24 protein-coding genes and 1 pseudogene (1 of these 25 running past the window's edge) are annotated in these 22,814 nt (G+C 33.7%); 18 read left to right on the plus strand and 7 right to left on the minus strand.

Annotated features, from left to right (window positions below; translation table 11 throughout):
- Positions 1-28: 28 nt before the first annotated feature.
- A complete protein-coding gene (locus DN392_RS18045; protein WP_061671851.1) occupies positions 29-1,246 on the minus strand; it encodes an MFS transporter in 1,218 nt (405 codons plus the stop codon).
- A 276-nt stretch (positions 1,247-1,522) separates the two neighbouring features.
- Between DN392_RS18045 and DN392_RS18050 the strand changes: the two genes are divergently transcribed.
- The 6 genes from DN392_RS18050 to DN392_RS18075 all read left to right on the plus strand — a co-directional run bounded on the left by DN392_RS18050 (position 1,523) and on the right by DN392_RS18075 (position 6,616).
- On the plus strand, positions 1,523-1,951 hold the full coding sequence (locus tag DN392_RS18050) for an NfeD family protein (protein WP_000741980.1): 429 nt from the start codon (positions 1,523-1,525) through the stop codon (positions 1,949-1,951).
- 2 nt (positions 1,952-1,953) lie between these two features.
- The gene (locus tag DN392_RS18055) at positions 1,954-2,925 is read left to right on the plus strand and encodes an SPFH domain-containing protein (protein WP_048566535.1); all 972 of its coding nucleotides are present in this window, start codon (positions 1,954-1,956) and stop codon (positions 2,923-2,925) included.
- Positions 2,926-3,164: 239 nt separating this feature from the next.
- Positions 3,165-3,755, plus strand: a complete 591-nt coding sequence (locus tag DN392_RS18060; RefSeq protein ID WP_088321509.1) for a histidine phosphatase family protein — start codon at positions 3,165-3,167, stop codon at positions 3,753-3,755.
- 6 nt (positions 3,756-3,761) lie between these two features.
- Positions 3,762-4,538 (plus strand): Cof-type HAD-IIB family hydrolase, encoded by a 777-nt coding sequence (locus tag DN392_RS18065; RefSeq protein ID WP_048566533.1) that lies wholly within the window; start codon positions 3,762-3,764, stop codon positions 4,536-4,538.
- Positions 4,539-4,686: 148 nt separating this feature from the next.
- On the plus strand, positions 4,687-5,232 hold the full coding sequence (locus DN392_RS18070; protein WP_048566532.1) for a MarR family winged helix-turn-helix transcriptional regulator: 546 nt from the start codon (positions 4,687-4,689) through the stop codon (positions 5,230-5,232).
- Between the two features lie 184 nt (positions 5,233-5,416).
- Positions 5,417-6,616, plus strand: coding sequence for an MFS transporter (locus tag DN392_RS18075; RefSeq protein WP_048566600.1), 1,200 nt, complete (start codon positions 5,417-5,419; stop codon positions 6,614-6,616).
- 24 nt (positions 6,617-6,640) lie between these two features.
- On the opposite strand, the gene DN392_RS18080 is transcribed toward DN392_RS18075, so the two are convergent.
- Positions 6,641-7,102 (minus strand): DinB family protein, encoded by a 462-nt coding sequence (locus tag DN392_RS18080; protein ID WP_048566531.1) that lies wholly within the window; start codon positions 7,100-7,102, stop codon positions 6,641-6,643.
- Between the two features lie 171 nt (positions 7,103-7,273).
- Between DN392_RS18080 and alr the strand changes: the two genes are divergently transcribed.
- Positions 7,274-8,449 (plus strand): alanine racemase, encoded by a 1,176-nt coding sequence (alr, locus tag DN392_RS18085; RefSeq protein WP_033658872.1) that lies wholly within the window; start codon positions 7,274-7,276, stop codon positions 8,447-8,449.
- A gap of 20 nt (positions 8,450-8,469) precedes the next feature.
- On the opposite strand, the gene DN392_RS18090 is transcribed toward alr, so the two are convergent.
- From DN392_RS18090 to DN392_RS18100, 3 genes are read right to left on the minus strand one after another with little or no spacing between them, the layout of a single operon-like run.
- Complete coding sequence (locus DN392_RS18090) at positions 8,470-9,183, minus strand: class I SAM-dependent methyltransferase (RefSeq protein ID WP_000335144.1); 714 nt, start codon at positions 9,181-9,183, stop codon at positions 8,470-8,472.
- Positions 9,176-10,063 carry a GNAT family N-acetyltransferase gene (locus DN392_RS18095; protein WP_001019656.1) on the minus strand — a complete coding sequence of 296 codons (888 nt, stop codon included), beginning with the start codon at positions 10,061-10,063 and terminating at the stop codon, positions 9,176-9,178. Before DN392_RS18095 ends, DN392_RS18090 begins: the two co-directional genes overlap by 8 nt.
- A gap of 23 nt (positions 10,064-10,086) precedes the next feature.
- Positions 10,087-10,965 carry a hypothetical protein gene (locus tag DN392_RS18100; protein ID WP_064056305.1) on the minus strand — a complete coding sequence of 293 codons (879 nt, stop codon included), beginning with the start codon at positions 10,963-10,965 and terminating at the stop codon, positions 10,087-10,089.
- Positions 10,966-11,352: 387 nt separating this feature from the next.
- On the opposite strand from DN392_RS18100, the gene DN392_RS18105 reads away from it, so the two are divergent.
- Both DN392_RS18105 and DN392_RS18110 read left to right on the plus strand, forming a co-directional pair.
- Entirely contained in the window at positions 11,353-12,561 is a 1,209-nt protein-coding gene (locus tag DN392_RS18105) for a macrolide family glycosyltransferase (RefSeq protein ID WP_000024481.1), read from the plus strand.
- A gap of 169 nt (positions 12,562-12,730) precedes the next feature.
- Positions 12,731-13,576: a YitT family protein gene (locus tag DN392_RS18110; RefSeq protein ID WP_000755133.1), complete on the plus strand. Its 846-nt coding sequence runs from the start codon at positions 12,731-12,733 to the stop codon at positions 13,574-13,576.
- A gap of 46 nt (positions 13,577-13,622) precedes the next feature.
- On the opposite strand, the gene pdxR is transcribed toward DN392_RS18110, so the two are convergent.
- Positions 13,623-15,023, minus strand: coding sequence for a MocR-like pyridoxine biosynthesis transcription factor PdxR (pdxR, locus tag DN392_RS18115; RefSeq protein WP_000366308.1), 1,401 nt, complete (start codon positions 15,021-15,023; stop codon positions 13,623-13,625).
- 130 nt (positions 15,024-15,153) lie between these two features.
- On the opposite strand from pdxR, the gene DN392_RS18120 reads away from it, so the two are divergent.
- Both DN392_RS18120 and DN392_RS18125 read left to right on the plus strand, forming a co-directional pair.
- Positions 15,154-15,576 (plus strand): GNAT family N-acetyltransferase, encoded by a 423-nt coding sequence (locus DN392_RS18120; RefSeq protein WP_001021803.1) that lies wholly within the window; start codon positions 15,154-15,156, stop codon positions 15,574-15,576.
- A 147-nt stretch (positions 15,577-15,723) separates the two neighbouring features.
- Positions 15,724-16,836: a metallophosphoesterase gene (locus DN392_RS18125; RefSeq protein WP_064449097.1), complete on the plus strand. Its 1,113-nt coding sequence runs from the start codon at positions 15,724-15,726 to the stop codon at positions 16,834-16,836.
- A 26-nt stretch (positions 16,837-16,862) separates the two neighbouring features.
- On the opposite strand, the gene DN392_RS18130 is transcribed toward DN392_RS18125, so the two are convergent.
- Entirely contained in the window at positions 16,863-17,489 is a 627-nt protein-coding gene (locus tag DN392_RS18130; protein ID WP_064449104.1) for a DUF1648 domain-containing protein, read from the minus strand.
- A 136-nt stretch (positions 17,490-17,625) separates the two neighbouring features.
- Here DN392_RS18130 and DN392_RS18135 point away from each other — a divergent pair, with 136 nt between their 5' ends.
- The 7 genes and pseudogenes from DN392_RS18135 to esaA all read left to right on the plus strand — a co-directional run.
- Positions 17,626-18,192: a GNAT family N-acetyltransferase gene (locus DN392_RS18135; protein ID WP_000843682.1), complete on the plus strand. Its 567-nt coding sequence runs from the start codon at positions 17,626-17,628 to the stop codon at positions 18,190-18,192.
- Positions 18,193-18,198: 6 nt separating this feature from the next.
- A complete protein-coding gene (locus tag DN392_RS18140) occupies positions 18,199-18,759 on the plus strand; it encodes a 2'-5' RNA ligase family protein (protein ID WP_061671855.1) in 561 nt (186 codons plus the stop codon).
- The gene (locus DN392_RS18145; RefSeq protein ID WP_000222830.1) at positions 18,756-19,241 is read left to right on the plus strand and encodes a GNAT family N-acetyltransferase; all 486 of its coding nucleotides are present in this window, start codon (positions 18,756-18,758) and stop codon (positions 19,239-19,241) included. Before DN392_RS18140 ends, DN392_RS18145 begins: the two co-directional genes overlap by 4 nt.
- A gap of 12 nt (positions 19,242-19,253) precedes the next feature.
- A complete protein-coding gene (locus DN392_RS18150; RefSeq protein WP_000688085.1) occupies positions 19,254-19,625 on the plus strand; it encodes a cupin domain-containing protein in 372 nt (123 codons plus the stop codon).
- Positions 19,622-20,050, plus strand: a complete 429-nt coding sequence (locus DN392_RS18155) for a GNAT family N-acetyltransferase (RefSeq protein ID WP_064056306.1) — start codon at positions 19,622-19,624, stop codon at positions 20,048-20,050. Before DN392_RS18150 ends, DN392_RS18155 begins: the two co-directional genes overlap by 4 nt.
- 365 nt (positions 20,051-20,415) lie before the next feature.
- Positions 20,416-20,712 (plus strand): WXG100 family type VII secretion target, encoded by a 297-nt coding sequence (locus DN392_RS18165; RefSeq protein ID WP_000918598.1) that lies wholly within the window; start codon positions 20,416-20,418, stop codon positions 20,710-20,712.
- A 126-nt stretch (positions 20,713-20,838) separates the two neighbouring features.
- Positions 20,839-22,814, plus strand: a pseudogene (gene esaA / locus DN392_RS18170) (type VII secretion protein EsaA) (it continues 1,647 nt past the right edge of the window).

A 22,814-nucleotide genomic window follows, 5' to 3' on the forward strand; every position in this document is an offset into this window, starting at 1 on the left:
GGAATTCCTGTCCTATTTATTTTGTTCATTAAAGTGAAATATCTTTTTGCTCTGTTTTATCATATTTTAATAAGTTAAATGATAAACAAGCAGAGCACAATATAAGGATAGAAGCGAGAATATAAATCGTACGAACACCGAACAAATCGGTAATAATTCCAACGCTAAGCATAGAGAGACCAGAAGCTGTCGAGAGGAGTGCACCATGAGCTGTATACATTTTTGATAGTAAAGTAGGGGCAACACTTGATTGTAGCACTGTCGTTTGAGAAATATCTCTAATTTGATAACATGGACCCATTAGAACGCATAGAAAAAGCGCAATAAACCCGCTACTTGTCATACCATATAAAAATGTAAGAATACTAAACATAAGAGAGCCTATCGCCATGGAGCGTATTAAATTGTTTTGAATGTATGTACTCATTTTCCATGCTAATATCCCGCCAATTAACGTCCCAACATAATAACTTGTATTAATATATCCCCACCATTCTTCTCCTTTATGAAGAACAGTCGTTACATAAGCCATTGTAATAGCACCGATCCATATTGTCCCTGCGAAAGTTTCAATTAAGTCCATACATGTAACGATACGGAGAGAAGGGTTCTGAAATAAGAGTTTCCAACCTTCCAATAAAGCAGCGCCTTTTGAAGAAGAAGGCTCTATTACTCGTTCAGTATATATGGAGCGTAATGAAACGTGTAGTGCAACACATCCAAAAATCATCAAAATGTTATTCATCATGAGTGTAGAAGTAGCACCGATATGAAGAACGATGACACTTGTAAATGAATAAGCAGCGGCTTGCGCAATTTGTGTGGAAAAGGAAAAAATACTATTTACTTTTACTAATTGTTCTTTTCGTGTAAGGCGAGGAAGGATACCGTATAATAATGGCGCGCTCCAACCGCTACATAATGAAATGAAAAAAATGAAAATGAATAGTGCTACAATGTTTGTGGACAGGGATGGGAATAATATCACTAATAAAAATAATAGAGCAGTTTTTGTCCATTGTAGTGTGAAAAGTAATGAATAAGATGAAAAACGATTCATTATAAGTGGTGCAGATGTATTTGCTATAAGATTAGTTATGACTTGTACTAATGGAAAAAGAGCGGTTAATGTAGCTGATTTCGTTGTGATATACATATGAGTTGTAATAATCATGATGTATACGATGTCAGCGAGAGTAATGCATATTTTAGAGCCTAAATAGTAAGTTAATGAACGACTTTGCAACAAGCACACCACCTTCCTAAAAAATAATATTTTAGTAGTTAAAATAATTATAAATTGAAAATTAAATTTTCGAAAGAATTTCATTTTTTTGTCGCTTTTTGAAAGGGATTTTCATGTATAATGAAGAATATATTAATATAGTATTTTATTAATACTTTTTATAACAGTGAATATGTACAATAGCTTGTAGTAAATGCCCTGGTATAAGAAAGGGCGGATAAACCATTCTTTTCTTCATATACATATAGAAAATGAGAAAGAAAGTGAGGGTTGCATATGGCTGCTTGGGTGATTTGGTTTATAATAGCTGGTATTTTATTTATTGCGGAAATGTTGTCGATTACGTTTTATATGCTTTGGCTTGGAATTGGAGCTGTTGTCGGAGGTCTAATTGCTTTGTTTGCTCCTGAAGCACTACTGTTACAAGTTGTTGCTGGTGCGATTGTAAGTTTAACATTGACTTTCTTTACGAAAAGAATTTCAAAAAACTTTCGAGAAGCAAAAGGTTTTACTGATACAGTAGATATGCTTGTCGGTAAAAAAGGCATTGTTATGCAAGCGATTACAAAAGAAGCGAATGGTATTGTGAAGGTGGATGGAGATATTTGGACAGCTATTGCAGATGATCCAATTGATGCTGGAGAAAAAGTAATTGTTATAAAGAGGCATAGTACTATATTACAAGTAAAAAAGGAGAGTGAATAAATATGGCAGTAGCATTAACATTAACGATTATTTTCGCACTAATTGTTGTTACATTTATCGCATTAACAATTAAAATTATTCCACAGCAAAAAGTTGGAGTCGTTGAAAGATTTGGTAAGTTTCAGCGTATTATGGAGCCGGGATTAAATTTATTAATACCAATTGTAGACCGTGTTCGTGTATATCATGACTTACGTATTCAACAAACGAATGTACCACCACAGAAGGTAATTACGAAAGATAATGTACAAGTAGAAATTGATACAATCATTTTCTATCAAATTGTGGAACCAGAACTTGCGACATATGGTATTTCGAACTATGAATATGGTGTTCGTAATATTACTTCTGCAACGATGCGCCAAATTATCGGTAAAATGGAACTGGATGAAACGCTATCTGGTCGTGAAAAAATTTCAACAGAAATTCGCTTAGCACTTGATGAAGCAACAGAAAAATGGGGCGTTCGCATTGAGCGTGTTGAAGTTGTTGATATTAATCCGCCAAAAGATGTGCAAGCATCGATGGAAAAACAAATGAAAGCAGAACGTAATAAACGTGCGATTATTTTAGAAGCTGAAGCTGCAAAACAAGATAAAGTTCTTCGTGCTGAAGGTGAAAAGCAAAGTAAAATCTTAATGGCTGAAGGTGATAAAGAAGCACGTATTCGAGAAGCTGAAGGTATAAAGGAAGCAAAAGAACTAGAAGCGCAAGGGGAAGCAAGAGCGATTGAGGAAATTGCAAAAGCAGAACAAAATCGAATTGAATTACTTCGTGCAGCAGATTTAGATGAACGCGTACTTGCTTACAAATCATTTGAATCATTGATTGAGGTTGCGAAAGGACCAGCAAATAAAGTCTTTATTCCGTCTAATGCAATTGAAACACTTGGTACTCTTGGGGCAATTGGAGAAATCTTTAAAGAAAAACAGGCGAAGAGATTGCCTTCGTCAGATACACCAAACGAACAATAAGAGTGGAAAGAGAAATGGTAAGCCGTTTCTCTTTTTATTTTTGAGCTGAATAAAAAATAGTAGCATCTTTGCTACTATGGATAGGACTTTTTTGTATGGCCCGTTTGAAAGAATAATAAGTTTAGACTGCTTGGAAATGTTAAGTTGAACAACTGTTATAGAAAGCTATTTTGTTTCGGAAGATTAAGAATATGGTATAATGAGATTTTATGGATATTGAACAGGGGAGTGGAGAATACATGCAAATACTATTAATACGTCACGGAGAATCAGAAGCTGATATCTTAAACGTACATGAAGGACGAGCAGACTTTGAATTAACAGAAAAAGGAAGAAGGCAAGTGCAAAGGCTTATGCAGAAAGTGAAAGCAGATTTTCCGCCAGATTTCATTTGGGCAAGTACATTAAAACGTGCTCGCGAAACAGGTGAAACATTAGCAGAAGGAATTGGATGCCCAATTCAATTAGAAGAGGAACTAATGGAGTTTAATAATGGGGTACAAGCTGGCTTATCATTTGAAGAGGCAAAAAAATATCCAGAGCCAAAGTTTCTTCATGATCGATTTGAAAACGGGGAATCATTTATTGAATTTAGAATGAGAATAGAAGGCATCTTTTCTAAAATCGTGACAGAGAATACATATGACCGAATTGCAATCGTTGCACATGGTGGTGTAATAAATAGTCTATTACGTGCGTTTTTCAAAATGCCAATTTCAATGGATTATTATTTTAAAATGGGAGATACGGGAATAAGTTTAATTGAAATTGATGTTGAACAAAAAACGATACATTTCATTAATGATACGAATCATTTGGACGGGATGTAAAAACCTATGTATAAAGTAGTATTTTTTGATGTTGACGGTACGCTTTTAAGTGAGATTGACAGAAGTATGCACGATAGTACAAAAGAAGCGATACAAAGATTAATAGATAAAGGGATTCATGTAGTTGTTACTACAGGGAGACCATATAGCTTATGCTCGCAATTTAAGGAACTAGGTATAAATACGTTTATTTCTGCAAATGGTGCACATATCAAGCGTGGAGAAACAGTTATACATAAATCAGTACTTTCAAGTGAAATCATTCATGATATATCGGGGTTTGCTGAATTACATGGTCACGGTATTTCTTATTTCACAGAGGAATTTGTAATGAATGGAATAGCCAGGGATAATGAGCGCGTAATGCAAGCGCTTAGCGAGACGTTACATTTAGGGAAGTATCCTGAAAAAAGCAGGGATTTGTCAGAAGACGTCTATTGTCTATGTCTGTATGCGGATGAAATAGAAGCTCAAAAATTTATTGAAAAATACCCAATGCTTACATTTGAACGTTTTCATGGCTATGTCATAAATGTATTGGAAGATAAGAAAGTATCAAAATTAACTGCTATTCAAAAGGTATTGGATCACTTAAACATTTGTAAATCAGAAGCGGTTGCTTTTGGTGACGGTAGAAATGATATTGAGATGTTGCAGTATGTAGGATTAGGGATTGCGATGGGGAATGGTGGAGAAGAGTTAAAAACAAGAGCTGATTTCGTTACAAAGAAATCAAGTGAAGGTGGTATCTCTTTTGCCTTAAAGAAGTTTCGTATGATTTAAAAATAATAGATAGTCAGTTTGTAAAATCCTGTTTGAATTGCAGGATTTTTTTGTCTAACAATATTCTTGCAATAAAAGGAAAAATGCGAGTATAATGAAAAGTAATTAGGTAAGCTAATTAACTAAAAGGAAAGGAGAGTGAAGATGAATGAATTCGAAAAATGATTCTCTTCCTTTAGGGATTGGGCCGTATGCAGAGCTAATAAAAAAGACAGCATCAGCGGATACGGATCCAATCGCAGCAAAACTTGGTTTGTTAATGTTATGGACGTCTGATAATGTTCTTGATGCTGTTGACGTAGATTTAGCTCCGCTTGGTATTTCGGAAAGTAAACTAGATTTTTTACTGTTGTTTATTTTGCGTGAAATGGAATCAAATGGGGAAGAAGTGAATATGAGTCCTTCGGATATTGCGAGTCGATTAGGGATAACACGTGCTTCTGTCACTGGTTTATTAGATTGGATGGAGAAACGAGAGTTAATTGTAAGACTCCATCATTCTGAAGATCGAAGAAGATTAAAAGTGAAAATTACCCCGAAAGGAAAAGAACTAGTTACGCAATCTTTACCAACTTTTTGGTTATCTTGCGCTTCGTTAGTTGAAGACTTTAATCAAGAAGAGCGTCAAGTTTTAGAGAAGCTATTAAATAAAATGCAAGTAACTATGCAGGTGAAATTAGGAGAAGGTAGGTAAATAAGTTGATTATAAGGATCAACTTATTTATTTGGAAATATAATTAGCTTACCTTATTATATGTTTAACTAACTTTAGAGACAGTCATATTTTTTAAAACGAGTAGCAGTTAAAGAAATGCCATTTTGCGTACTTTAGAGGTTTTAAGTGGATAAAAAAATTATAATAAGGGAGAGATATTATGATGGAAATAGGAAAGGAAATAAATAGTGAAAAGAATTACACAATAATGACCGTTGTATTATGTTGGTCGGGTATGGTAGTTATGTCTAGCTTATATGTAACAATCCCTTTAATTGCTCTATTTTCAGACTTTTTTAATGCTTCACTAGCACAATCTGCAGCTACAGGCAGTATATTTTCTGTTGGCTTTGCTATAGGTTGTTTGTTATTTGGGGCAATCTCTGATAAATATGGGCGAAAAAAAGTGATCTTCATTGGATTACTTGCTCTGTCGATTATTTCTTTTTCCTTAGGGTTTGTAGGGAGTTTATTTTGGCTTGTTATTCTTAGAGGATTACAGGGTATCGCAGCAGCTACATTTTCTCCGGTAGCGTTAGCCTACGTTGTAGAAATGTTTCCAGTAGAAAAAAAGGTTACAACAATAGGATTTGTTAGTACCGGTTTTTTAGTAGCTGGAATTGTAGGGCAGGTAATCAGTACGGTTGTTAGTCAGCATTTTGGATGGCATATGGTGTTCTTTCTTCTTAGCATTGTCTATATGATTACTGCTGTATGGGTTCATTATTCTCTTCCGAAAGGAGAGACGTCTCAATCCTATACTGATATTTTGGGACCAATTAAACAAATGGGTAAAGTTTTTACACATAAAAGCTTAGTAATGAGCTATATGATTGCATTTGTTTTATTAATGGCTTTTGTTAATATGTATATTGTTTTAGGGAATTATTTGAGCTCTCCTATTTACACTTTAACTGCAGAACAAATCCTTTATTTTCGCTTAGCGGGGCTGTTTGGTATGTTGCTGTCACCGATTGCGGGTCGTTTAACAAAGAGGTTCGAAGTAAGGAAAGTTCTTCAGGGGGGATTGTTGGTCGCTATTATTAGTCTAAGTGCAATGGGTTTTGTTTCATACCTGCCTCTACTTGTCATAATGAGTGTCTGTTTTGTAATAGGTATTGCTATATCAGTTCCGTCTTTAGTTTCTCTTGTAGGCCAATTAGGAGGAAAAGCAAGGGGAATAGCAGTTTCCATTTATACTTTTATTTTATTTTTAGGTACTAGTATAGGACCCATCATTTCTATTTATCTTATGAAAATAGGAAGTTATGCTCAAACGTTTATTTTATTAGGAATGATACTTTTTATTGGTTTTATAGCTTCTCTATTTATAAATGATGAACACGTATTTGATGATATGTAGATTGGATAATGAATGAGTGGAAAATCACTCAAATAAAGGAATGCGAGGATCTTTCGTATGCTCACATAATAAAATATGAACTTGCCCACGATGATGATAAAAATGCGAAAGAATTTCAAGTAACCATTCAAATCGAGAATAAGAAACACCCCAATAGGCAGTCATAACTTCTGCTAATTCTTCTGGGGAATAGGAAAGAAATGTTTTAGAGAGAAGATTGTATCCTTCAATCATTATTTGTTGCATGTACGCAATTGTTTCCGGTGTATGTTCGAAATAAAAGGTATGTAACTCTTTTTCCGTAATACCATTTAAAATGAGTAAATCTGCATGGCAAATAAGAGAAAGATGTGCACACATTTCAAATACTGATCGCTTCGAGTGAATGGGGTATATTTTTAAATCTTCTTCATTGTATTGGTTAAGCATTTGAATAGAAGTATCAACAGCAACTTGTAGTTGATGCAAGGCAGGTTGAACAAACATTGTAATTCTCCTCATCTCCGTATATAATAGTTTCTTAAGAGTATTATATCATACTCAAAATTCCGAAAATTCTAGTAGTTTGACTAGCATATTGAAAAGTATTATATTGTAAAAGGTCATATGAAACGTGAAATAGAATGGAATGCAATTATTGAGTTAGGAGTTAGACCAATGAGTTTGAAATATGGAAGAGATACGATTATTGAAGTTGACTTAAATGCAGTAAAACATAATGTAAAAGAATTTAAAAAACGTGTGAATGATGAAAATATTGCAATGATGGCTGCTGTAAAAGCAAATGGGTATGGCCACGGGGCAGTTGAAGTTGCGAAAGCTGCTATTGAAGCAGGAATAAATCAGCTTGCAGTTGCATTTGTAGATGAAGCGATAGAGTTAAGAGAAGCAGGAATAAACGTGCCGATTTTAATTTTAGGCTATACATCCGTAGCGGCTGCTGAAGAGGCAATTCAATATGACGTTATGATGACTGTTTATAGAAGTGAAGATTTACAAGGTATAAATGAAATCGCAAACCGTATTCAAAAGAAAGCGCAAATTCAAGTGAAAATTGATACAGGAATGAGTCGTATCGGTTTACAAGAAGAAGAGGTTATGCCATTTTTAGAAGAATTGAACCGTATGGAGTATGTAGAGGTAGTAGGAATGTTTACACATTACTCTACGGCAGATGAAATTGATAAATCATATACGAATATGCAAACAAGTTTATTTGAGAAAGCTGTCAATGCGGCAAAAGAATTAGGAATTCATATTCCATATATTCATAGTTCAAATAGTGCAGGTTCAATGGAGCTTAGCAATACATTTCAAAATATGGTTCGTGTAGGTATTGGAATATATGGAATGTATCCTTCAAAAGAGGTAGATCATGCAGTCGTTTCTTTACAGCCTGCGTTGTCGTTAAAATCAAAAGTAGCTCATATTAAACATGCGAAGAAGAATCGCGGTGTAAGTTATGGGAATACGTATGTAACGACTGGTGAAGAATGGATTGCAACTGTACCGATTGGCTATGCTGATGGATATAATCGTCAGTTATCTAATAAAGGGCATGCATTAATAAATGGAGTTCGAGTACCTGTTATTGGCCGTGTTTGTATGGATCAACTTATGTTAGACGTTTCAAAAGCAATGCCAGTACAAGTTGGGGATGAAGTAGTATTCTACGGTAAACAAGGTGAAGAAGAAATTGCGGTAGAAGAAGTAGCGGATATGTTAGGTACAATTAACTATGAAGTTACATGTATGTTAGACAGAAGAATTCCACGAGTTTATAAAGAAAATAATGAAACGGCTGCTGTCGTAAATATACTAAGAAAAAACTGAATCGTTGTGATTCAGTTTTTTTATTTTTGACAAATGAAAAATGTTCTGTTTGTACCGTGTAATTGAATGTTCTTAAAACCTACAGATTCCAATGAAGAAATTATTTCTTCATTGGAATAACAAGCTTCCTCAAAAGAAAAGTCACTTCTTGTCCAATTATTATCTATGTCATGTTGAAATAGTATAAAGTTCATTTCTGCTTTTTTATTTTCGTTATCATATGTAGAATCAATTGTACATACATATTCTTCCGCTGAAATATGAAATGAAGCAATCCAATTTTCAAGAAAACCTTTCTCCATATTCATATCAAATACGAATGTACCTTCGCTATGTAATACGGAGTAAACATTATGAAAAACATTTTTTAATTCATCTAATTTTAAAATATGGTTTAAGCTATCGCCAGTAGAGATAACATAGTGAAATTGCTCATTTATATTGAAATAACGAGCATCATCGACGATAAAGGTTGCGTCTGGCGCGTTTTGACGTGCGTATTCAATCATTTGAGCAGAACCATCTATACCAGTTACTACAAAATTATTATCAATTAATTTCTTAGTAAGGTGACCAGTCCCGCAGCAAAGATCTAAAATATGAGAATGTGGTGGTGCATATTGTAAAACGAATTTTTCCAAAAGTAGATAGGAGTGTTCAGCAAAATGTCCCCAATGTTTATTATAGATGTCTGCAAAAATATCATAATCAGAATAAATTAGTTTTTTACACATATGTATTCACCTCAAGATTCATTACATTATAATAGTTATGCTTCTTTTTCATTTCAAAACCACATTGTGTATATAGTTTTAAAGCGTGGTTATTTTTCGTTTCGACGTCTAATTCAATTGTTGAAATTCCTTTTGTAATAAGGGTATGTACCATATAACTAAGAATATCTTTTCCGTATCCTTTACCTTGATAAGAAGGATGAACAGCGAACCCTGATAGTGTAGTAGATTGTTCTTGCTCAGAAACTGTAATCGTTCCTATCACTTTTTCGTCGATAAGAGCACAGTAAACTTGATAGGAAGGGGAATTCATCATTTTTTGTAACCATGTAGCGGTATTTTTTGCTGAATCTCCAAAAGCTTTACTGGAAATTTCAATAAGATCAAGAAGTGACCCTGAAGATGCAAGAGTGAGCTGTATAGTATTCTTTGTTGATTTTTGCACTTCTTTTGCTTTGAACTCCATACTATATTCACTATATAAATAAGGTAACTTCATATGTCTTGCAAATTCTTTCCCAGAATCAGAATCCCCATTCATAATAAGAAGAGCTTCATCTGCCTTTCGGATTCGTATTTCTTTCATTGCAGTTTGTAAAAGAGTAGTGCCTATATGTTGTTTCCTATAGTTCGGATGAACAAACCCTATTAACTCCAGTTTTGTCGGTCTTTCAAAATCATACATACTTAATGCACCGATTAATTGAGTATTATCATAAAATAGGAAATCATTTATCTCTTCATTAGTACGAGCAGTTAAAAAGTTTATATGTAAATCTGATGAGTAATCAATTTGATCGTGTTGCCCACAAATATGAGCTAAATCTTTCATGCGCTGAATTTCGTTTGTTATTAAAGATTTCTTTTGTTCAATATTCATTTCATAACCCCTCTCATTCGTATTTAAAAATAGGATGGATGACTAAGCCACTTTTTTAACTCCACGCTGCCCTGAACAGATAATAACCGGTACAAATATCGATAGGGAGGTCTACATTCTGCAAGGTGAGGAAGGGGCATAATGGTTTCGTAACCTTGTTTAAAAGCATGTGCCTCTTTTTCTGTAAACACATATTCTAAGCCGATAAAATCAAACTCCCGGGGAGCAACGGCATAGGCTTCTGTATCTACTAATCCCGTAATAGTTGTACCATCTGATAAAAACTGAGTAGGGTCCATATCAATTAAAACGAGCGTTGATTCCTTTGGTGCTGGTAAGGAAGAAAGTTGTGATTCAAAAGTAGGAAATGCATTTTGTATGCTTTCATTATCGGAATAAAACATATTCACAAGCTCTTTACTCACATTTAAAATGTGTGATTGGAATTCATCTAGTGTAATTTGGAAGGAACCTGACACATTTCCTATGTAATCGGCTTTAAATGTATGTATTTCTGCAAGCCCTTTTCCTAGACTGAATAAAATAGAATCTGGTTGCCCGATAAAAGATTGAACTGTGTTACCTACTAACTTTTCGGCTACAACGAATTCACGGCCATTTAAAATATGTTTTTCTAATATTGCTGGGATAGGAAGATTAGTATGTTCTTGCAGCAATGTATGTACAGTTTCTAGATGATATACGTTCCGTGGATCAATTCCAAAAAGGTTTTTGCATCCCCACCAAAAATCATTATTTGGCTCTTCATTCATTTTAGAAGAACGAACGATGACTTCTGCATCTTCTGTTCGGACGAGAAACACATCGCTTGCATGGTCTTCATAACCTGGGTGTAAAGCTTGAATAGATAAAATAGGTGAAGTGAATAGTTGTTGTAGCATGAAGTTGCTCCTTTTTTCTGTAAATTCTATAAATTCATTATATAACAGAATATGTTCCAAATGGATAAAGATAAGGACAACATAGAACTTAAATAAATTTATAGTGAGAAATCAGTGTGGAAATTATATTTTTCTAGTTTTGTATGAATTATCAAAATAATGTTTCTGATGATAAATCTGTAAAAATGCCTGAATGTAAATCCCGTATTTTTCAATAAATGAAAGGTTAAGCATACTTTTATAAGAGTTATAATGTAGGTTATGAAAAATATTTCTCAATAATAAAATGAAGTGAAAAATATGAAGAAGTAGAATAGATTCCTTTATAATAGTTTTAAATTAATTAATATAATTAACTATTAATATTGTTAGATAGGAGAGAATATGATGGCAAATGTACTCGTAATAAATTTTCCTGGAGAAGGTCATATAAATCCGACTTTAGCTATTGTAAGTGAGTTAATTCGGCGAGGGGAGACAGTTGTTTCGTATTGTATTGAAGATTATAGAAAGAAGATTGAAGCAACAGGTGCAGAATTCCGAGTGTTTGAGAATTTCCTCTCTCAAATTAATATTATGGAACGAGTAAATGAAGGTGGGAGTCCTTTGACGATGCTATCTCATATGATTGAGGCATCAGAGCGTATTGTGACTCAAATTGTAGAAGAAACAAAAGGGGAAAAGTACGATTACTTGATATACGATAATCATTTTCCCGTAGGACGTATTATAGCCAATGTTTTAAAATTACCTAGCGTTTCTTCTTGTACAACATTTGCTTTTAATCAGTACATTACTTTTAACGATGAACAAGAATCAAGACAAGTAGATGAAACGAATCCATTATATCAATCTTGTTTAGCGGGAATGGAAAAATGGAATAGGCAGTATGGAATGAAATGTAATAGTATGTATGACATTATGAATCATCCTGGTGATATTACTATTGTATATACTTCAAAAGAATACCAGCCGCGTTCAGATGTATTCGATGAATCGTATAAGTTTGTCGGCCCATCAATTGCTACTCGAAAAGAAGTAGACAGTTTTTCTATGGAAGATTTAAAAGATGAAAAATTGATTTTCATTTCTATGGGAACAGTTTTTAATGAACAACCTGAACTATATGAAAAATGTTTTGAAGCGTTTAAAGATGTAGAAGCGACAGTCGTATTAGTTGTTGGTAAGAAAATAAATATAAATCAATTTGAAAACATTCCGAATAATTTTAAGTTGTATAATTATGTGCCGCAATTAGAAGTATTACAGTATGCTGATGTATTCGTGACACATGGTGGTATGAATAGTTCGAGTGAAGCATTATATTACGGTGTCCCGTTAGTTGTAATTCCGGTAACAGGAGATCAGCCTTTAGTTGCGAAACGAGTGACCGAAGTAGGGGCTGGAATAAGGCTTAATCGTAAAGAATTAACTTCTGAATTGTTACGTGAGACTGTAGAAAAAGTTATAGATGATGTGACGTTTAAGGAAAATAGTCGTAAAGTTGGAGAGTCACTTCGAAATGCTGGTGGGTATAATAGGGCAGTTGATGAAATATTTAAAATGAAGATGAATTCATACTTAAAACTTAAATAAATGTTTGGAGCACACTTACTGTAATATGTAAGTGTGTTTCTATAAATAAATTACATAAAAAATCACTGTAAAGGTGAAACTTTTGTGTATATAAACTCATATCTTTGAATTAGTAGTAAAATTACGTTAAAATAATACTAAGAAAATATATAAGTTTTGGGGGTAATGAATGAAGAAAGTATTTGAATACGTATTATTAACAATTGGCTCAATTATTGTAGCGGGTTCATTAGAACTTATTTTAGCACCTAATGGATTAGTAGATGGCGGAGTAACGGCCATTGCTATTATGGCGAATAAAGTTGCAGGATTGCCGCTTTATGGAGTGTTCTTAGGAATTAATATCCCGATTTTATTATTTACTGCAAAAGTAATGGGCAAGAAGTTCTTCATCCGTACATCCTATGCAAATGTTGTTACAACACTCGGATTGATTTATTTAAAACCATTTCCAGCAATTACAACTTCTGAATTGTTAATTGTTCTTTATGGAGGAGTTCTATTTGGTGTGGGTGTAGGGATTGTAGTAAAAATGGGCGGAGCAATTGATGGATCAGAAATGTTAGCTGTGTGGATGAATAAACATTTTAAAGTGCCGATTAGTACATTTTTACTTGCTGTAAATGCGGTTATTTTCATTTTTGTTGCCATTTTATTTTCAATTGAACAAGCGATGTTCTCATTAGCAATTTTCTATATTGTTACGAAGATGATTGATTTCATATTAGATGGTATTAATCAAGGAAAGAGCGTTATGATTATTTCTGGTAAAAATAAAGAAATAGGCGATCTACTTATGAAAGAATTGCAATTATCCGTTACGTATCTACATGGAGAAGGTGGTTTTTTAGGAGAACATAAGAGAATCATTTATTGTATTACAAACCGTTTCATTTATCCGAAAATGAAAGATCTCGTTCTCTCTGTAGATCCAACTGCTATCATTGAAGCTTCCTATTCAACAGAAACAACTGGTGTTAAGCGTCCGGGAAGGACTGCGAGATCAGAAAAATAGTGAATGAAAATAGCTCCACGTAAGTATAACTTGCGTGGAGCTATTTTTATTTAGCGAACCAGGCCTTTTTCAGTAATTGGACAACGGTTTCGATACGATCCTCTGGAATACTGCCAAAACCGAGCAATACATACGACTCATCCATTACATTATGAACAGAATCGTATGTGGAGAGAGGGTATAACTTAATACGTTCTTTTGCGGCTGCATGAATAAGTTCTTGTTCATTCATCCCGTTATGAACGTGAAGTACAATATGAAGTCCGGATTGTTCACCGAGTATATGAACGTTATTTCCCATCTCGTTTGTAATAGATTTAATTAAAGAAATATGTTTTCTTTTATATAACGTCCGACTTCGGTTAATATGACGTTCCCAATCACCATTTTGAATAAACGTGGCAAAGGTAAGTTGCTGCAACGTAGAAACAGTTTGTTTAAACATACCACCAAGCTCTTCATAGGCTCTTAACAGATGAGGTGGTAAAACAATATATCCCATTCGTAAAGAAGGTAAAAAAGATTTCGAGAAAGTTCCCATATAAATAACACGTTCATTTGCATCTAGTCCTTGTAAAGAAGGAATAGGTTTTCCTATATAACGGAATTCCCCGTCGTAATCATCTTCAATAATATAGCCCTTACAATCATTCGCCCATTGTAATAACTCGAGTCTTCTAGATAATGGCATAATGATTCCAAGTGGAAATTGGTGAGATGGAGTGACATACGCTACATTGCAACCCGATTCACGTAAAGCGGAAATATGAATTCCTTTATCATCTAAAGGGATGGGGTGAACGGTAAGACCAGAACTTTGAATCATAGCAGGAATACGGTGAAATCCAGGGTTTTCGATTCCGAATTCCTTTTTTGAACCAAGCAGCTGAAGTAGTAGCCAAAGAAGAGGCTGCGTACCTGCTCCGATAATAATTTGATCAGGTGAAGAATGTACCCCGCGAGCATGATATAAATACTTTGAAATATGTTCTCGTAGAATGAGCTCACCTTGTGGATCTTCCTTAGCAAATAATTCATTTTCATACTGAAATAAAGTTTCGTGGATTGCTCTTTTCCAGTTTGTTATCGGAAAAGCTTTTTGATCAATAAGTCCTTGACTACAATCATAATCATATTGTTCGTTTTCTTTATTGTTAGCACTGTTTGACGCAATTTGCTGTTTCTTTTGAATGACATCAATATTAACTTCTGCAACAAAAATCCCACGTTTCGGTTTGCTTTCTACATACCCTTCAGCTAGTAATTGTTGATAAGCAGATTCCACTGTAATACGGCTCACATTAAGTTGCATAGCTAAATTTCTGTGAGAAGGAAGGCGTGTACCGGCACGTAGTGATCCATGAGAGATTTCACGTTTCATATATTCATAAATTTGTAAGTAAAGGGGTGTTTTACTTTGTAATACTAATGGGATAGTCAGATCCATTCGTAGACGCTCCTTTTCATACTGGCCTTATAAAAAAGAATAAAACTGTCACTTAAGCTAAGGACAGTGGCTTTCTATAATGATGATATAACATTTAGAAAATTTTATAAATAGTAAGGGGAGAATCATAATGAATATTAAAGCAGTAGTAACAGAAGAGGATTTACATGATGTATTGCCCGTATTACAGCAATTACGAACGAAACTTTCAAGAGAAGAAGCGAGTTCTTTATTTCAAAAAATGAAAGAAGAAAATTATAAACTACTCTCGTTACGGGATGAAGATGAAGAAGTTGTGAGTCTAGCCGGTGTAGCGATTTGTACGAACTTTTATAATGAGAAACATGTTTTCGTGTATGACCTTGTAACGGCAGAAGCTCACAGATCAAAAGGATATGGTAAAGTTCTGCTGTCATATGTAGAAAAATGGGGGAAAGAAAAAGGGTGCAGCTCTATCGTTCTTACATCTGCGTTTCCGAGAATGGATGCACATCGTTTTTATGAAAGAGAGGGCTATGATAAAGTAAGCTATTCTTTTTATAAAGAGTTATAATACTAAGTAGGTTCCGTGTGTGAAAATATATGGAACCTATTTTCTTTTCCAGATTTGAGCTAGGAACAGGTCTAGTAATATAATTTGTCGAATATTAGAATTTAACAAGGAAATGTTGAATTTGGAGAATGTTAGGGGCGTTTATATTTGGAAAAAATAAAGAAATTATCGATACCAAATGATGTAAGAGTCATCATTATTTCTGATATTCATGGGGAATTAGATCTTTTTAAAGAACTACTACATAAAGTTAATTTTAAAGATGAGGATTATTTAATTATTAATGGTGATCTTTGTGAGAAAGGAAGAAATAGTATTGGCGTCGTAAACTATGTGATGGATCTAGTAGTTAGTAAGCCAAATGTTTATGTAATAGAAGGGAATTGTGAAGTTGTAGTTGAAGCACTTGTAAATGAAAACCCTGCGCTAATACATTATTTGTGTACGCGAAAGAATACAATTTTTAATGAGTGGCTAGGGCAATTGAACGTTACCGTTAATGAAGAAAGTGATATTCGTGAAGTGAAAAACATATTGATGGGCCATTTTTCAAAAGAAATAAAGTGGCTAACAGAATTGCCAACAGCGATTGAAACAGAAGATTATATCTTTGTACATGCTGGCCTTGAAGATAGAGAGGATTGGAAAGAAACAGAACGAAAAAATGCGATAGCAATGCCGGAGTTTTTCAATAAATCACATAGATCAAATAAGTATGTAGTTGTCGGTCATTGGCCTGTTGTGAACTATTCTGATGAGGCCCCATCTAACAATCCAGTTATTGATCAGGAGAAAAAGATTATTGCAATTGATGGGGGAAATGCGATTAAAGAGGCAGGGCAATTAAACGCATTTATCATTCAGAGGAAGCTAACAGGTGATACGTTTTCTTATACATATGTAGACTATTTTCCAGAGTATGAAGTAATAGCAGATTTTCATGCTGATGCAACAATGCAGGGCGGGGTAACATATCCGTACTATTACATAGAGCCGCTAGAGAAGATGCAAGATTACACAATGTGTAAGCAAAAGGAAACGAATACATTACTCTCTGTGAAAAATGAATATATTAGGCAACTTGATTCAGGTGAATACACAGTGAAAACTGATATTTCTTGTGCACAAATAAGCGTAAGCATAGGGGACATTGTTTCTCTCATTGATAACAGCTGCTCGGGATATGATTTAGTTAAAAGAGATGGAGTAGAAGGCTGGATAGAGAAAGGTATTTTAGTTGAGATAGAAAAGATGAAATAGGAGGTATGGAGCCTCCTATTTTTTTATTACCTTTTTAAATGAGTAGATTGCTTGCTGTCTTTCATAAGTAAGTAAATCGTACTCGGTAAAATGACAAGCGTCATTCCTAAAATAATTGCGATTATAGCATAACCTCTATACGGAACAGGAACGATCAATGGAAGCCCGGCTAGGAAAATACCTGCTATTACCATTGAAATACTACAAATATTTGAAGCTCTTTTTTCAAGGTGTTTATCATTCCATTCCAATGAAACCGTTGATTTACTCGTATCAATTTTGGAACTGAAATAGCCTATTACTATAAACAAAAGCCCTAATGCTAAAAATATTAAATGATCAAGAGGAAGAGTGAAGCCAAGAGCGATGAGAGCAATGACAATATCGACAAAAAATAAAAATAGTAAAATTGTGTTGCCAATCCAAAGGAGAAATTTCTGGTTACTCGCTGCTTTAGATAAAGCTAAAAATAAAAAGAATAAGAAGGTACATATAATTATATTTACGATAACAAAAGTGCTTTTATCCATTGTTGATGTAGGCGTTCCATTGAAGTCCCATTTCGTAACAATACGTAATGGTAAGAAGAAATAGAGAATAATATTTGTTGTAATAATAGTGAGAAATAAAGTAATACTAAATCGATTATTCATTGAATCACCAGCTTTCCACATGAATAATTGGTATCTTATAACAAAATTATACAATATAATAAATGATATTTGTTTTGATTTTTCTGAAAAAACATTATAATTATATATGAAATAAAGAGGATTGTAGGAGGAAATTATGAAAAGCGTAATATTAAAAGGGGATAAAGTTACAATTCGTACAATTGAAGAATCAGATATAAAAACATTATGGGATCTCGTATTTAAAGAAGAAAATCCAGAATGGAAAAAATGGGATGCACCGTATTTTCCGTTTTCAATGCAAGAATACTCGTCTTATAAAGAGAAGATGAAAACTCGTTTAAAAGAGGAACCTCTATCCAATTTAATTATAGAAAATAACGGTCAAATTATAGGGACAATCGGGTTTTATTGGGAATATAAACCGACGCGTTGGTTAGAGATGGGGCTTGTTATTTATAATCCAAATTACTGGAATGGTGGTTATGGTACAGAGGCGTTAACATTATATCGAGATTTACTATTTGAAGAGATGGAGATTGGTAGAGTAGGAATCACGACTTGGTCTGGTAATGAACGAATGATGAAAGTAGCTGAGAAAATAGGAATGAGTTTAGAAGGTAGAATGCGCAAATGCCGTTATTATAACGGAACGTACTATGATTCTATTCGAATGGGAATGATTCGTGAAGAATGGGAAGCGTTATATGTAACGAAGGGGTGAGGAAGTATGTACGCTATTATTGCTACATTTGATCGTGTGTTTACTAATAAAATTATAGAATTGCAAAATGAAATAACAAATATCATTGGCACAAATCAATTAGCAGGAGTAGAACCTCATATTACATTAGCTGATTACAATGAGGTAGATGTTAACTTATATACTAAGAAACTAGAGGAGTTTGTAGCTGTTCAAGAAAATATGGCTGCAATAAATTTTCCTTCTGTTGGAACTTTTCCTACTAATGGAACGATCTTTTTAGCACCGACCATTACAGATGAATTGTTAAAACTTCATCATTATTATCATGATAATTTTAAAATTTTTCATGATAATTTAAATTCATATTATGTGCCAGGAAAATGGGTTCCGCATTGTACGATTGCAAATAAGTTACATGCAAATCAGTTTTTAATTGCAATGGAATATATTTATGAAAAATTTGATTATGCAACAGCTTCAATTGAGAAATTAAAATTAATTAAGGTGAATTATGAAAATGGTTCTGCCATTTCTTCTAGTATATTAGCAGAATATAATTTTAAGAGAATGGAGACAACGAGATGACATATGTAATTAGAGAAATGAAGCAAGAAGATATCCATGCGGTACAATCAGTAGCGAAAGTTGCTTGGCATGATACATACGAAAGCATTATTCCGAGAGAGATTCAAGACAGATTTTTAGACGAGGCCTATTCTGATGAAAAAATGAAATATCGTCTTGAAAATACACATTTATTTGTTGCGGAAGAAGAGGGAGAAGTAATTGGCTTTGCGAATTTTTCACCTGTTAGATTGCAAAACGAAGCAGAATTAGGAGCGATTTATTTGTTACCAGATCAGCAAGGGAAAGGGGTAGGAAGTGCTTTATTACAAAAAGGGTTAACGGAATTAAAAGGAATTCGAAAACTATACATTCATGTAGAAGCAGCGAATGAAAAAGGAAAACGTTTTTATGAAGCGAAAGGTTTTGCACAATTAGAGGAATTTGAAGAAGATTTTGAAGGACATATGATGCAGACAGTAAGGATGGTTTTATACGTATAGGGAGGATTAGTAATGAAAATTTTTGATTTTAGTGAAAAAGTGGGAAAGAAAATCTCAGCATTTCAATCTAATTTCATAATGTCAAAAATATTAAACTATAAAGGAAATGTACATATCGGTGCTATGCATTTACGAGAGAATGGAATAATTGGATATCATGAAGCAGTTGTATCACAGCTGCTTCTTATTGTGGACGGAGAAGGATATGTATGCGGAGCAGATAAAGAAAAAGTGAAGGTGGAAGCGGGACAAGCTGTGTTTTGGGAGAAGGACGAATCTCATGAAACGAGTACGGAAAAGGGATTGATGGCAATTGTAATTGAGTCGGAGGAACTTGAACGAGCGATAGTAATGCCTATTAAAGAGGAGAGTTGTGAAAAATGATAGAAAAGGCAAATCGGGAAGAAACGGACGAAATAATACAATATGCAGCTCAATCGCTTTTTGAAGGGACAAGAGGGAATTGTCACTTAAGTACAGAGAAAGCGATTGAAATTACAAGGCCGATTGTAGAAAGGGGAGCATATTATTTAGTCGTTAAAGAAGAAAACAATGTAATGGGATGGATATTAATAGGGGAAAATACGGACTATTTTTCTCATGAAAAACTAGGGTTTATATACGAATTGTATGTTTTTCCAGAGTACCGCGGAAAAGGGTTGTCAAGAAAGTTAATGTGGGCTGGTATTAAGGAATTACAAAAGAATTATTCAGAAATTCGTTTGAATGTATTTGCTGGGAATTTTGCGAAAGAGATGTATGAAGAGTTTGGTTTTGTTGAAAGACAGGTAATTATGACTTTGAAGTGAGAAAAATAAAAAGAGAAAGAGAATATGTTGCGTATTTGCAAATGGTGTATCCGGCATTACAAATAGAATCAACTTACATAAATGAGATAGGACAAAATAATGATTTAGTGAACACTTTATTGCTGAAATTAAAAATGGATAAGTTCTTAAAGATACATAAAATAAAAGATTTTCTTTAAATTTATAGAGTATGCTTAAAAACAAATAAATTAGTATTATATAATATAATGTTATTATAGTAAAAGATAAAATTTGGAAAAATATCATTTTTTTGTTTAGAAATTTTTAAATTATTGATATAATCAATTTGTAGAATTGATTATTGGTTAATTTTACTATTTTTAAATTTTAAGGGGGATTTACTCATGGCAGGACAAATTCGCATGTCACCAGAGGAGCTTAAATCGAAAGCGACTCGATATGGACAAGGTGCAAATCAAATTGAGGACATTTTACGTCAACTACAAAACTTACAAAATGAATTAAGAGGAGAATGGGAAGGTCGTGCTTTCGAAGGTTTTGATCAACAGTTCAATCAATTAAAGCCAAAAGTACAAAACTTCGCAGAGTTATTACAAGAAATTAATATGCAGCTTAATAAAACTGCAGAAGCTGTTGCAAGACATGACGAAGATCTTTCTCGTAATTTCGGTCTACAATAAGACAGATAAAAAGAACTATATAATTTAGCCATGCAACCATACGTTGTATGGCTAAATTACTTTAAAACTAGAGTAAGATACGAAGTCTTTAACTTAATAGACTCGCAGTCGCAGGAGTGATAAGTAGTGAAAAAGTTCAAGTGGAGCATCTTGTTGTTTATTATTTTAGCTCTTGTGTTATCAACAGGGGTCTCCTATTTAGCGTTAAATCAAAATGTTAAGAAAGCAAATGAGAATGCTACGCAAAAAATGACAGTTGCATTGGTAAATGAAGATCAAGGTACTGTATTTGAAGGTAATAAAATAGCGTTTGGAGATCAATTTGTTAAAAATGTAAATAAAAATACGAAACAAGAATGGTACGTAGTAAGTCGTGGTGTAGCAGAAAGTGGTTTGAAAAATAATAATTACAATATGATGATTGTAATACCTAACGATTTTTCTAGAAAGGCTGTTGCAATTGATTCAGAACTTCCAGAGAAATTAACTTTAAATTATAAAGTAAATGCAACTGGGAATAAAGATTTGAAAGCTGAGGCAGAAAATACAGCTTCTGCTATTCTAGAAGATTTTAATAAGCAAATCATCGATGTTTATTTTGCAAGTGTTATCGGTAAGTTGCAAGGTGCACAAGATAATATAGGTAAAATAATTGAAAAAGGGACCAATCAAACGACTATGTATAAAAAAGATGTACATAGCCCGTTGGCAAATTACACAAACCAATTTAAAACGGTACAAGATTACACTGGTATTTCTGTTAATAGTTTTAAAGGATTCCAAGATGTTTTAAAAGGGTTTGGACAAGCTTTAGATGAAGGGAATAAATCTAATAATACGTATTTAGAAGGATTTAATAACTTTCAAAAAATACAAACGGATAATAATCTGTTAGCGAATAATTTTACAAATCAATTTAATCAGTATATGAGTGATATGAATTCAGGCGATGTTTTAAAACAGTTAAGTGCATTAGAATCTGCGAATAAAATTATCGCAAATCAGTTTACGCTTTCAGAGAAAGATCCTAATATTTTAGCTGATGCTTCAACAATTCAAAAGTATTTAACAGATGTAAAAAAACAAGTGTCAGAATATGATACAGAACTTGCAGGAAAGTTAGAAAGTGATATTCAAGAGACGGTAATTAAAAAGTTAAAGCAATCTATGTCGAATGATGGAAAGCAAGAAATCTTTATAAATACATTAATGAAGCAACCAGATGTTCGAATAAAGAAACAAATCGAAAATTTAATTGCGAAATTACCGAGTTTAAACATGGAAGAAATCGGTCAAAGTGATTTGCCAGATACAACGAAATTACAACTGCAAAATGTAATTCAATTTACAAAAAAATATAATAAAGAAAATAATTTTTATTATGATCCTGTAAATAAAATATCTTTAGGAAGCGCTATTAAAGAAGTAAAGGATAAACTTTATACAGAGGGAATTACATTTAGTGATACTGCGAAAGTAATTAAAATGGAATCTTCACAAACTTTGAAGATAAATATTCCAGAAGAATTTAAACTAGATGGAAGTACAGAAGCGTTACATATTGATGGTGTGGATCGTACAAGTGACTTTCTTCAAAGCGAAGCAGGAGAAATTACAATAGCTCCTCGTAATGAAGGGGATATAAAGATTAGCTTGCATGTAAAGTTAAAAGATCCAAACATCAATATAGATGTTTTCTCTCCTGTAACGTGGCAGTGGGAATTGAGCGGGACTCATAAAAAAGAAACTAGTTCTGAAAAAGAAGAACCTAATAAAGAGGATAAAGGAACACAAACGGAAAATAGCAAGGTGGAAAATGTGGTTCATAAATCACAGTATGGCATAATGCCGTTAGTACACAATGCTAAAACGCCTATTATTCAAAAAACAGAACAAGGTAACAATGATAATGGAGGAACCTCTGAAGGCGGAACGGGAACAGATCCAGGAGGAAACCTAGGAGGCGGAACGGGAACAGATCCAGGAGGAAACCCAGGAGGCGGAACGGGAACAGATCCAGGAGGAAACCCAGGAGGCGGAACGGGAACAGATCCAGGAGGAAACCCAGGAGGCGGAACGGGAAAAAAAAAAACACCAAAACG

The organism is Bacillus sp. BB51/4 (genome assembly GCF_008368845.1).
In the GTDB taxonomy this organism is placed as follows: domain Bacteria; phylum Bacillota; class Bacilli; order Bacillales; family Bacillaceae_G; genus Bacillus_A; species Bacillus_A wiedmannii.